Consider the following 11,743-nt stretch of genomic DNA (forward strand, 5'->3'; position numbering starts at 1 on the left):
GTCTGACCTTGAAGTTCGGACCGTGGTCCGATGCGGCGGCGACCCGGCGTGCCGCATCTTGTTCAGCGTGATCGAACTTCAGCACCTCACCAAGCGGTACGACGACACGCTCGCCGTAGACGATCTGTCCTTCACGGTCGAGCCTGGCCACGTGACGGGCTTCCTCGGCCCCAACGGCGCCGGCAAGTCCACCACGCTGCGCATGATCCTGGGCCTGGATGCGCCGACCTCCGGCTTGGCCCTGGTCAACGGCCGACGCTATGCCTCTATGAGGAGGCCCATGCACGAGGTGGGGGCGCTGCTCGATGCGGGTGCCGTCCACGGTGGGCGCACCGCCTACAACCATCTGCTCTGCCTGGCCGCCACCAACGGCATCGGCGCCACAAGGGTGGCTGAGGTGCTTGAACAGGTGGGGCTGACGGATGTGGCGCGAAAGCGCGTGGCCGGCTTCTCTCTCGGCATGAAACAGCGGCTCGGTATCGCCGCCGCGTTGCTCGGCGATCCTGGCGTCCTGCTGTTCGACGAGCCGGTCAACGGCCTCGACCCCGACGGCGTGCGCTGGATCCGCGACCTCATGCGTTCGCTGGCCTGTGAGGGAAGGACGGTCCTGCTCTCCAGTCACCTGATGAGTGAGATGGCGTTGACCGCTGAACGCATCGTGGTCCTCGGCCGAGGGCGGCTGATCGCGCACGCCACGGTAGCCGACTTGACCGCGGGCCATGCCTCGTTGGAAGACGCCTACATGGCCCTGGCTGCGAGCAGCGTGCAGTTCGGCGCGACGAGATGAAGGCAACCTTGTCGTCCGAGTGGCTGAAGCTCCGGTCGGTGACTTCGACCTGGCACGTGGTGGGGGCTGCCGCACTGATGATGGTGCTCGGCGCGGTGTGGACGGTCTATGTCGGCGGCCTCGCCGACGAACGAGGGACCGTCCAGGCAGCCGCGCCGGAACAGGGATTCCTGCCACTCCTTCAGATGAGCCTGACCGTCCTGGGCGTGCTCGCGATCACATCCGAGTACGCGACAGGAATGATCCGTACCAGTCTCACTGTCGTCCCGCAGCGCCGTACCTTGTTCCTGGCCAAGGCCGTCGTCGTCGGCCTGGCCACTTCGACAACGGCGTACGTCGTTCTGCTGGTCACCTATTCGGCGAGCCGCCTGATCGCCGCCGGCCACCGGTTGGGCTTCAACGAGACACCTCTGGCCGATGATCTGCCGATGCTGTTCGCCGCGGGGATCTCGGTGACTGCGCTGGCTTTGGTGGGGCTCGGTCTGGGTGCGGCCATGCGGTCTACGGCGGGGGCGATCGTTTCGGTGGTGACCTTGCTGTTCATCCTGCCCGGCGTCGTCAATTATCTGCCTCCGCCGTGGAGCACGCGTGTTGCCACGTTGCTGCTGCCGAACCTGGTTCCGCAGTTGGCCGGTCATCGCCTCTCGTCACGGCTTGGCGACGGCCTTCTACCGCCATGGGCCGCACTCCTGGCCCTCCTCCTCTATCCGGCCATCGCTCTCATTGTCGGCTTCATCATGTTCAAGCGGAGGGACGCATGAGTGTTCTCACTTCGGAGTGGCTGAAGGTGCGTTCCGTCCGCTCCTCCTACCTCATCGTCGGCATCAGCCTCGGCACGATTCTCCTGGGCCTGGCCCTCGCCTCGATGGCGGCCGGCATGTACGACAACGCCTCAGCGGAGCAGCGCGCAAGCGCCCGGGTGGCAGACCTGGAGGAGGTCCTGGTGATCGTGCCGCAGCTCTGTATGGGTGTCCTGGGCACGTTGGTCATCACTTCTGAATACACCACCGGTTTGATCAGAACGAGTCTGACGGTGGTCCCCCGTCGATGGCCGATTCTCGCCGCGAAGGCCGCCGTAGTGGCCGTAGTGAGCCTGGTCGTTGGCCCGATTGCAGTGTTCGGAACCTATTTCGTCTCACGTGGGGTGCTTGGTGACCGCTTCTCCGGCACCTATCTGGTCCCGTTCGCGGCCAAGCTACCATTCCTACTCGTCACCGGTCTCACGGTGACGGTCTTCGCTCTATTGGGCCTGGGCTTGGGCGCGCTTCTGCGTTCCGCTGCAGGCGCGATCACCTTGCTGGTGGGGCTCGTCTATGTGATCCCGATGATCGTGGGCAACATCCCGGAACCCTGGAGCGAACGGCTGGGCTCGGTCATGATCGGCGCGCTGGCCCGAGAGATCACCGGCGACCTCATCACCACTTCGGTGTACGGCTCCCTGCTGTCTCCTCCAGCGGCCGTCGCCGTATCGGTGGCGTACGCGGTTCTTCCCTTGCTGGCCGCCGTCTGGCTCATTCGCAGGAGGGACGCTTGAGTTGCGCGTTCTAGGGGCCTTGGTACGGCGTGTCCGCCGCCGTCCGGCAAGTCATGACATCTTCCGCAGGCGCCCTCGGTCAGAGCAGATGGCCGTCACGGGTCTCCGTACCCGGCGAGGGCCGATGCGGCAGAGGTTCGGTCCGCAACCGCTGGTACGGCAGGCTCAGGCGCCTGCCGTACCGCCCAGAGGCTCAGACTTCGAGCACGACAGGGATGATCATGGGACGGCGACGATAGGTGTCGCTGACCCACCGACCGACCGTGCGACGCACGACTCGGCGGATCTCCTGCATGTCGACCACACCGTCTGCGGCCTTCTCCTGGAGCGCCCTTTCGATCTGCGGAATGAACTCCTCGAACTGGGCCGGATCGATGCCCGACCCACGCGCGTGGATCTCGGGGCCGGCGGTGAGCTTCCCGGTGGCGGAGTCGACCACGACGACCACCGAGATGAATCCTTCGTCACCGAGAATCCTGCGATCCTTCAGCGAGGTGTCGGTGATCTCGCCGACCGAGGTGCCGTCAACATAGACGTACCCGGCGTGAACCGCTCCCACGATCCTCGCTCTGCCGTCGACCAGGTCCACCACGACGCCGTCCTCGGCGATCACGATGTGGTCGTCCGGAACACCGGTGAGCGCGGCAAGCTTGGCGTGCGCCCGCAGGTGTCGCCATTCCCCGTGCACCGGCATGAAGTTCGAGGGACGGGTCAGGTTGAGGACGTAAAGAAGCTCGCCGGCGGCCGCGTGTCCGGACACGTGCACCTTGGCGTTGCCCTTGTGCACGACGCGGGCACCCCACCTGGTGAGCCCGTTGATCACCTTGTTGACCGCGGTCTCGTTCCCCGGTACCAGGGACGAGGCCAGCAACACGGTGTCGCCCTCGGCGATGCGGATCGGGTGATCGCGGTTGGCCATCCTCGACAGCGCCGCCATCGGCTCGCCTTGGGAACCGGTGCAGACCAGCACCACGTCCTCCGGCGGCCACTCCTCGATGTCGCGCGCGTCGACGATCAGCTCCGGCGGCACCTTGAGGTAGCCCAGATCGCGGGCCACCCCCATGTTCCGCACCATCGACCGTCCTACCAGGGCGACCTTGCGGCCGTGCTTGGCCGCGGCGTCCATGACCTGCTGGATGCGGTGCACGTGCGAGGCGAAGCTGGCCACGATCACGCGCTGCTCGGAAGTGCGGATCACCTCGTCGATGACCGGCGCGATCTCCCGCTCACTGGTGACGAAGCCCGGCACCTCGGCGTTGGTGGAGTCCGACATCAGCAGGTCGACACCCTCGGTGCCGAGCCTGGCGAAACCGCCGAGGTCGGTGAGCCGGCCGTCGCTCGGCAACTGGTCCATACGGAAGTCGCCGGTGTGCAGGACGATGCCGGCGGGCGTCCTGATCGCCACGGCCAGCGCGTCCGGAATCGAGTGGTTCACCGCGAGGAACTCGCAGTCGAAAGGCCCGAAGACGTGCCGTTCACCCTCGATGACCTCGAGCTTGGTCGGCTGGATCCTGTGCTCCGTCAGTTTGGCCTCGATCAGGGCCAATGTGAGCTTGGATCCGATGAGCGGGATGTTGCGCCGCTCGCGCAGAAGGTAGGGAACTGCCCCGATGTGGTCCTCGTGGGCGTGTGTCAGCACGACGGCTTCGATGTCGTCGAGCCTGTCCCTGATGTAATCGAAGTCGGGCAGGATCAGGTCGACGCCCGGCTGGTCGGGCTCGGGGAACAGTACCCCGCAGTCGACGACCAGCAGGCGACCGTCGTACTCGAAGACGGCCATGTTCCTGCCGATCTCACCCAACCCGCCGAGCGCGACGATGCGCAAGCCGCCGTACGGCAGCTCCGGCGGGGGGCCAAGCTCAGGATGCGGATGGCTCATACCCGGCCCCCATGGTCAAATCGTGTTCTCAAAACTCCCGGTTCCTCCCCGTTCCTATGCGTCTGTCAACTTCACCCCGCCGGCTACCAGGCAAGCACGCAGCTCGGCGATTTGCTTCTCTGTCGCGTCCACGAGCGGCAGGCGTACCGATCCCACCGGCACACCCACCAGACTCAGTGCCGCCTTTGCCATGATCGCGCCACCGGCCTTCAGCATGATCCCGTCCACCACGGGGGCCACCTGGCCGTGAACCGCCAGCGCTTGCCTGACGTCACCGCTCTTGTGCAACGCGATCATGCGAGCCAGTTCGGAGCCCACCACATGTCCGACGACGCTCACGAACCCTGCGGCGCCGAGGGACAGCCAGGCCAGGTTGAGCAGGTCGTCGCCGGAGTAGAAGACGAGATCGGTCGCCGTCATCACTTGGCTCGCAGCGAACAGATCGCCCTTCGCGTCCTTTACGGCCACGATGCGGTCGTGCTGCGCCAGCCGGATCAGCGTCTCAGTCTTGATCGGTACGCCGCTGCGTCCCGGGATGTCGTAAAGCATCACCGGCAACTCGGTGGCGTCGGCCACGGCGGTGAAATGCCGATAGAGCCCCTCCTGCGGAGGCTTGCTGTAGTACGGCGTCACCACCAGCAGACCGTGGGCCCCCACCTCCGCCGCCTGCTTGGCAAGCTTGACGCTGTGGCGAGTGTCATTCGTCCCCACGCCGGCCACAACCACCGCGCGATCACCCACAGCCTCCAGGACGGCGGCGACAATCCGTCGCTTCTCATCGTCCGAGGTGGTGGGCGACTCACCTGTCGTCCCGTTGACGATCAAACCATCGTTACGCTGCTCGTCCACCAGAAAGGTGGCCAGGCGCCGTACGCCCGCGTAGTCAACGTCGCCGTCATGGGTGAACGGCGTGACCATCGCGGTCAACATGCGACCGAAGGGTGCGTCGGTGGTTCCAGTTGGCGATGCCATAGTGCGAACGCTACCTGGATTCGGAAAAGCGTTGGACGTCGCCACCCCGCTTTGCCTGCCCAGCGGGGCCATTTGCCCTCATTCGCGGGCATCTGGAGGGCCCAGGTGACAAGGATGACCGCTTGCGGTGACCCAACCTGCTCCGCCGACGATCACCCCGGCTGCCGCCAAGCCCATATCCTCCTCTCCCTTGGCCTGGCCTCTCCCTCGGGATCCGTCGTGACCCACTCTCATCGCCCAGAACGGGCCCCCAAGGCGAGAGCAGCAACCGTGAATCAAGCCCTACCGGGGCAGTTCGATCTGATATCTGATGAAACCCCTGTTCTCGGCGACCTTGTCGTACAGACGACGCGCGGTGCTGTTCGACTCATGAGTGTTCCAGTAGACCCGGGAGCAACCGCGATCACGAGCCCAGTCTGCGACGGCCTCGATCAGCATGCGCCCCACTCCCCTGCCCCGGACGTCGGAAGCGGTGAACAGATCCTGGAGATAGCAGACGTCGGCGTCAGGGGCCGAGGTGCTGGCATGGACCAGGAAGTGCGTGATGCCGACGAGTCGACCGTCCAGGCGCGCGCCGAAGGCATGCATGCGGGTGTCCGCCTGAAATTCCTGCCATGCGCGTTCGTACATCTCAGCCGGTTCAACGCGCTGGTAGAAGTCGATGTACGCCCTGAACAGGCCTTCCCACACATCTCGGTCGGACGGCACGAGCTTGCCGATGCTGATCAAATGATCTCCTTAGGGCGAGAGCTGAGGCATCGACCATCCTGGACACATGGGCAAGCAGCCAATGCCTAATGACGGGGGAAGCCACAACCTAGGGAGCAGGTGGCCCTTCACAACACAGCCACTTCTTGGCGATACCAGAAGACCACTCTTCCCGACGTCAGACCTGCACCCGCGCCGTTCACCACCCTGAACCCGGGCTCCACCAGGCCATCGCTCTGTGCGCCGCCTCACTCTCACATACACACAGATCCAACCCAGAGGTCACGGGAGCAGGCTCAAGGCATGGGCGGCTCGTGATCCAGCGGCGCTCTTTCCGAAGCCATCCGGCGGCCGGCCCTTCGGCCTCGGCCTATGGGAGCACGGCGTGGCTGCGATCAACGAGATGACCGTCAGCAGGGACGCAGCGCATGATTGATCTGCGCTCGTCCGACCCCAACTGCCGCTTCCGAAGTGCGGGCATGGAAGAGGCCGCCGATATGTGCTCGGGGGTACACACATCGACGACCTCTACCGGAGAATCGGCGTCCCTTACATCCGCGTTACAAGGTTTCTTCGATAATTTTCCACCATCGCAAAGTTGGGGCTCCAGCAGTCATCGATGACGGTCGGTTACCTGTCGAATACGGCAACATGGGGCAACGCCTCACACGAACCCCCAGGGATGGACTAGTGGCCACCTCAGATCCGGTCTACCTGCGTGTCGTCGAAGACATCCGGCGGCAGATCATCGACGGCACCCTCCCCCCAGGCGCGCCCATCCCCTCACGGGCGCAACTGACCCGTAAGTACCAGGTCGGAGAGACCGCTGCCCGTCACGCCCTACGCGTGCTCGCGGGCGAGGGGCTCATCATTGGCCGTGTCGGGTCGGGTCATTACGTCAGGGACCGCCCCAACCTCACCCCTCTGCATCGATGGCGCTTTCTCGACCATCCCGCGCCGTTCGCGGCCGACCTGCAATCACAAGGCAGACGCGTGACATGGGACTGGCACAGCGAGCCGGCCGAGGCCAGTCCCGACATCGCCAGACGCCTACGCATCGACGAACAGTCCACCTTGACCAGAACGTCCTACGTCTTCCGCGGCGACGGCAAGCCGATCCAACTGGTCACCGCCTACGAGCCGATGGCGTTCGTCGCCCATACAGAGGAGGAACGCCGAAGCCTGGTCGCGAGAATGTACGCGCATGGCATAAAGATCACAGAAGTGGTGGAGAGCATTCACACCCGCGTTCCCCAGCCGGCCGAGAGTGACGCGCTCGCTCTGGCGGCTGGGGTTCACGTGTTGCATGTCGAACGTACGCACTGGGCCGGCGAGCGTCCGGTCGAAACGAGCGACATCGTCATTCCAGGCGATCGTTTCAGAGTGATGTACAGCATGCCTGTCTGACCGACCTCTGCGCTCCGGGTGGCGCCGCGCCTCGCCGCCTGGAGCCTCGCTTGCCCTCAGAGAGGGTCGGCGTGCACCCTTAGCGGGAGCGACGCGGGACCTGCCAGCGTTACGAGGCCACTGCGGCGGAGGCAGGTCATGAGCAGGTGCTCGTATGACAGTAGGGCGATCAACGGAACGGTTCTAAGATCACGCCCTCAGCTGATGAGGCGACACTTCTACAGACGGTCCGGGCAGGGATAATAGGCGTCGAACGGACCTCTTGGTGGGCGCCCGGCGCGTCCTATGACGGTCCTGGAGTCATGCTCTCGACCATCTCGACTCCGAGCTCAGCTGGCAACAATTGTAGAACTTGCCGCCTTGACCGATACATCCCAGCGTGTCGCGCAGGCCGTGAACGATGACTCACAGCTCATCACGAGTTGCATGGTCTGACAGCCTTGATCGCGAGCGCTGACCAGGCACTTTCGACAGCGCCTATCCCCCGGAACGCCAACGGCAGTTGGTGATGCGTGCACTCTACCGCGGCCCCGGATGCAATTCCCCAGTCGCAAGTCACGAGATATGCGGCATCCCGCAGCGGGCAACCATGCGAGTGCACGGGAAGCAATCTCGATCAAGCCATGAAAGGCGATTCATCCTGGCGCCAAGAGCAGCAGTCTGCGCACTGAATCACCCCAGATGCCGGATTGCACAGCGTTCAGATAATCGACCGAAGGGCACGCAGCTGGAGACATCTCCCCATAAGTCAGTCAGCATGGCTTCGGCCGGGAGACTTCCCCAACACGCACCTGTTTCTCTCCGAAACGGAAGTGTCCATGGTGCGCACACCTGAAGGCACACTTGCCGACCATTAGCTGATTTATCGGCCCCGAGATGCCGGGCCGGAGATTGTCGGTCGTCGTTGATAGAACGGGGGCGGAGGTTGAGAATGCGAGTCAAAGATTTGTGCGAGCGCGATCGGCCGCGGGAGCGGCTCATGTCGAGCGGCGCGGCGGTGCTGGCCGACCGGGAGCTGCTGGCCGTCCTGCTCGGCTCCGGCTTTCGTGGGTCGAGCGCGCTGGAGCTGGCCAGCCAGGTGATCGAACATTGCGGCGATCTCGATGCGCTCGGGCGCGCCGACCCGCATCGACTGCTCAGGCTGCCAGGCATCGGGCCGGCCAAGGCCGCCCGGGTGGCGGCGGCGTTTCATCTCGTACGGCGCGCGGCCTCGGAACCAGCACGGGTCCGTATCAGCAGTACGTCCGATCTGGCGGAAGTTTGCGCGCCATTACTTCGCGGTCTCGGGCACGAGCGTTTCGTCGTAGTGGTGTGCGACACGCGAGGTGGCGTGCTGAAAAGGTCAGTGCTGACTGAAGGCGGCGCCGATCACACGGCGGTTCCCATACGGGAGACGATCTCGCTCGTGCTCACGGCGGGCGGCGCCATGTTCGGCGTTGCCCACAATCATCCAGGAGGTTCTCTGGATCCCAGCGATGCCGACCTGGAGGCCACGGCTCGCCTCGCCGAGGCCGCCCAGACAGTCGGGGTGCGCTTCCTCGACCATCTGATCATCACGGATGCGGCCTGGAGGCGGATCTCCATGTAAATCACCTCCATTCAGGATCTGAACGTATGCATGAACCCTGGATGCATCAAATGGGACCTTCCCGTTTATAGCGCCGAACAGTAGAAACCCATGGGGCGGTCATGAGAATCTAATGGCGCGAGTTGAGGTCGTAATGGACGTCGGCCGGCCAACAGACTCGCCAAAGCGTGGTCCCGCGCATCCCGGAGAGTGCGGGACCACGCTTCTACTCCTCACGGAGGAATCTGGACCGGGACAGCGGGCCGGCGGCGATAACGGCCCGCTGCTCCCCATCCATGTAGACGACAGGCAGTATTCGAGTCCGCGCCTGTGTCGTTTGCGCTGAGGGTGATGCTTGGAGCATTCACCCATTTCTGGGACTTGGAACCCGGCGAGCTATGTGACTATATGCGGGTTGCGCGCGCTTCCGAATAGGCGTAATCACATGGCGGCCGACTCTCTATGACAAAACGACGCTGGCGAGGATCAATCCTCAACGGCCTGTGTTCGCACGGATGGTCGGCTCAAGAAATTTGGTTAATTCTTGCCGATCTGCTGCGGCGAGCATGACGGAGAAGGCAAACTAGTTCCTGCGGCCATCGCAGGGCTCCTTCACCCCTTGAATCGTTGCTATTCGAAGGGAACCTGCGATGGCCGTCCTTATTGCCCTGATGACGAGGTCGAGAGCAGATTGCACTCAAGGGGTAGGGATAAATGCTTCATTCGGATCTGACGAATGCGGAGTGGGAACGCCTGATGCCGTTGCTACCTGACGGCGAGGTTCGGCAGGGGCGGCGAGGGGATCATCGGACGGTGATCAACGGGGTGCTGTACCAGGCGCGTACCGGGGCGCCGTGGCGTAGCCTCCCGGACCGGTTCGGGTGTTGGATCACGGTCTACAAGCGGCAACGCCGCTGGGCGGCGGACGGGACCTGGCAGCGCCTGTTCAGCGAGGTACAGGCCGCTCAGGATGGTGACGGCCAAGTGGGCGGTGGTGTTTCAGTGACTGCTGGTGTCGTAAGGATCTTCGATGTTGGTCTCTCGTCACAGGTCGCGTACGACGAGGGGGCCGGCCTGGCACAGCAGCGGGATCCGGTGCTGGCGAGCTTGGCGCTCCGCCTGGCAGAGGTGATCCAAATGGGGAGACGCAAGGGTTGAAGTGAGTACGTTGCTGGCGACAGGCACGGGATGCCGGGTTAGCATGCGGCGCCTGCCGTCACGGAGGTGATTGCCCCATAGGCTCGGTCGGGGCCGTGGCCGATGGCGCGGCGTCGGGTGGCGGGGCAGGGGTCGTGTGACGGCGGCGGCACGTGACTACGGGGGTGCGCTAACGGGCCCGGTCAGGCTCACCGATGGTGTGTGGGTGGCACTTCCTTCGTGGTGCCGTCAGGGTTGAGCGGTAGTGATGCCTGGGTGCATTCGAGCGGTTTGACTTGCTTGGGATGAGACGACGCTGACGAGCACTTTAAGTTCCTTGAGTGCGGCCGGCGATTCGCCAGGCAGTACAGGGCCGGGACGTTCAGGCCATTCGTGTCGACCATGGTGTTGATGTTCGGGTCTTGGAGACCTGGTCAGCCTTGATCTGGCCTGGTGACGCACGAACGGATACAGCCCAAAACACGGGAATGGATGGGTGCGTCAGTTCGTGGTTGCGAGAGGGCGTCGGCCTTTCGCAACGGTGGCATGGCGGCAGGGTGTCGGCGTGGCCTTGTCATGGTGGTCGGGCTTACAGGCGGGCACTATCGGGAGCTTGAGCTTGCTGTGGGGTCCGCTCTCGGAGGGCGGGCTGTGGTCAGGTCCAGGTGATGCGGACGAGACCAAGCTCCGGCTCGCTGCGATCGCCAGTCCTCCGGTCGTCACGAACAGCTTGGTTGCACGCGGATAGGCAAGCTTTCGGGACGTTCGGTCGAGTCTGCGCCCTCTGGTTTCCGGAGAGCGCTGTTGCATTGAGGCGATCATTGCTGCGTTGCGCAGGCCTTTGACCGAGCGGATGTGACCAGGCGGGGTGTTCTTCCTCTTACCTGGGTCAGGTTATTTCCTCCGACAAGCGGGGCGGACGCGGACGTCACGGGAATAGCGCCAATCGGTGGGTGAAGAAAAGCACTCCTGGGATGGTCGTCGGCGATCGCCGAAGGCATGGGCTCCTTGCGAATATGTGCTGGCGGCAGGTGGGACCTGGCCGATGGAGGGCCGGGCTCCCTTTCGACTAGCGGTAAGGGGTAGGGGTACGTGAACATTGAGGTGGAGATCCTTGATCTGCAGCTCCGGATCCAGGCGCTCGAGGCTCGGTCGTGCTCGGAGAGCAGCAACGCGTTGTTGGCTGGGATCGCTACTGTCAGGGCTGACGTCGCCGATGTTCACTCGGAGGTCGGTCAGGACTTCGAGATCCTCAACTTCGAGATCGCACGCCTTCGGTGAACCCTTGACGATAACTGCAGGTCCAGCCTGGCGGAGGTGCTGAGGAGGCTCGATGAGCTTCAGTGCCAGCTGGTTGATCTGGGGCTCAGACTTGATCGCCTATTGGCGAAGGATGACTTGTAGGACGGGGCTGAGCCTTCGGTGTTTGCCGGGGGCTCTTGTTCGTACGGGGTGAAGGTCATCGAACGGCGGGGATGGGCTTCAAACGTGCGGTGGTGAGATGTGTTCGGGTCACGGCTGCCGGTTGGCATGTGCATGCGATTCTGGAAATGGTGACGGTCAACCCGTATTCCTTCTAGGGCCTTGTCCGAGAACGAAGGAGGCTACGTGATGGCCGCGATGAACAGTGAACCTTTTTCAGGCTCCGCAGCGAGCGCCCTGGTCACAGCATGATCGCGATGCCGGTGTCCGGCCGGTGACGTGAAGAAGCTCCTGGTAGACGGGTTGATCACCACAATCCACACCGTCGCA

9 protein-coding genes and 1 pseudogene are annotated in these 11,743 nt (G+C 63.9%); 7 read left to right on the forward strand and 3 right to left on the reverse strand.

From position 1 onward, the window contains the following. Positions 1 to 67: 67 nt before the first annotated feature. The 3 genes and pseudogenes from DMB42_RS12300 to DMB42_RS12310 all read left to right on the forward strand — a co-directional run. Positions 68 to 718 (forward strand): annotated as a pseudogene (locus tag DMB42_RS12300) (ABC transporter ATP-binding protein); the annotation flags it as partial. Positions 719 to 825: 107 nt separating this feature from the next. Continuing rightward, entirely contained in the window at positions 826 to 1,548 is a 723-nt protein-coding gene (locus DMB42_RS12305) for an ABC transporter permease subunit (RefSeq protein WP_185844607.1), read from the forward strand. Next, the gene (locus DMB42_RS12310; protein ID WP_185844608.1) at positions 1,545 to 2,321 is read left to right on the forward strand and encodes an ABC transporter permease subunit; all 777 of its coding nucleotides are present in this window, start codon (positions 1,545 to 1,547) and stop codon (positions 2,319 to 2,321) included. Before DMB42_RS12305 ends, DMB42_RS12310 begins: the two co-directional genes overlap by 4 nt. Before the next feature lie 193 nt (positions 2,322 to 2,514). Here DMB42_RS12310 and DMB42_RS12315 read toward each other — a convergent pair whose 3' ends face one another. The 3 genes from DMB42_RS12315 to DMB42_RS12325 all read right to left on the reverse strand — a co-directional run bounded on the left by DMB42_RS12315 (position 2,515) and on the right by DMB42_RS12325 (position 5,901). Beyond that, complete coding sequence (locus DMB42_RS12315; protein ID WP_125633784.1) at positions 2,515 to 4,200, reverse strand: ribonuclease J; 1,686 nt, start codon at positions 4,198 to 4,200, stop codon at positions 2,515 to 2,517. A gap of 54 nt (positions 4,201 to 4,254) precedes the next feature. After that, positions 4,255 to 5,172, reverse strand: coding sequence for a 4-hydroxy-tetrahydrodipicolinate synthase (dapA, locus tag DMB42_RS12320; RefSeq protein WP_125633786.1), 918 nt, complete (start codon positions 5,170 to 5,172; stop codon positions 4,255 to 4,257). A 282-nt stretch (positions 5,173 to 5,454) separates the two neighbouring features. Next, the gene (locus DMB42_RS12325; RefSeq protein WP_125633788.1) at positions 5,455 to 5,901 is read right to left on the reverse strand and encodes a GNAT family N-acetyltransferase; all 447 of its coding nucleotides are present in this window, start codon (positions 5,899 to 5,901) and stop codon (positions 5,455 to 5,457) included. A 669-nt stretch (positions 5,902 to 6,570) separates the two neighbouring features. Here DMB42_RS12325 and DMB42_RS12330 point away from each other — a divergent pair. The 4 genes from DMB42_RS12330 to DMB42_RS12345 all read left to right on the forward strand — a co-directional run bounded on the left by DMB42_RS12330 (position 6,571) and on the right by DMB42_RS12345 (position 11,272). Further along, on the forward strand, positions 6,571 to 7,287 hold the full coding sequence (locus DMB42_RS12330) for a GntR family transcriptional regulator (protein ID WP_125633790.1): 717 nt from the start codon (positions 6,571 to 6,573) through the stop codon (positions 7,285 to 7,287). Between the two features lie 931 nt (positions 7,288 to 8,218). Next, positions 8,219 to 8,875 carry a RadC family protein gene (locus DMB42_RS12335; RefSeq protein WP_125633792.1) on the forward strand — a complete coding sequence of 219 codons (657 nt, stop codon included), beginning with the start codon at positions 8,219 to 8,221 and terminating at the stop codon, positions 8,873 to 8,875. A gap of 693 nt (positions 8,876 to 9,568) precedes the next feature. After that, a complete protein-coding gene (locus DMB42_RS56350; protein ID WP_125633794.1) occupies positions 9,569 to 10,012 on the forward strand; it encodes a transposase in 444 nt (147 codons plus the stop codon). Between the two features lie 1,071 nt (positions 10,013 to 11,083). Next, positions 11,084 to 11,272, forward strand: a complete 189-nt coding sequence (locus DMB42_RS12345; RefSeq protein WP_125633796.1) for a hypothetical protein — start codon at positions 11,084 to 11,086, stop codon at positions 11,270 to 11,272. Positions 11,273 to 11,743: the final 471 nt, after the last annotated feature.

The sequence above is a fragment of the Nonomuraea sp. WAC 01424 genome, from assembly GCF_003947315.1.
Classification (GTDB): domain Bacteria; phylum Actinomycetota; class Actinomycetes; order Streptosporangiales; family Streptosporangiaceae; genus Nonomuraea; species Nonomuraea spiralis.

What these genes read in the sequence shown, in the direction of transcription:
- DMB42_RS56350 (WP_125633794.1), top strand. Translation starts at nt 9,569, where the DNA reads ATGCTTCATTCGGATCTGACGAATGCGGAGTGGGAACGCCTGATGCCG.
- dapA (WP_125633786.1), bottom strand. Translation starts at nt 5,172, where the DNA reads ATGGCATCGCCAACTGGAACCACCGACGCACCCTTCGGTCGCATGTTG.
- DMB42_RS12310 (WP_185844608.1), top strand. Translation starts at nt 1,545, where the DNA reads ATGAGTGTTCTCACTTCGGAGTGGCTGAAGGTGCGTTCCGTCCGCTCC.
- DMB42_RS12315 (WP_125633784.1), bottom strand. Translation starts at nt 4,200, where the DNA reads ATGAGCCATCCGCATCCTGAGCTTGGCCCCCCGCCGGAGCTGCCGTAC.
- DMB42_RS12335 (WP_125633792.1), top strand. Translation starts at nt 8,219, where the DNA reads ATGCGAGTCAAAGATTTGTGCGAGCGCGATCGGCCGCGGGAGCGGCTC.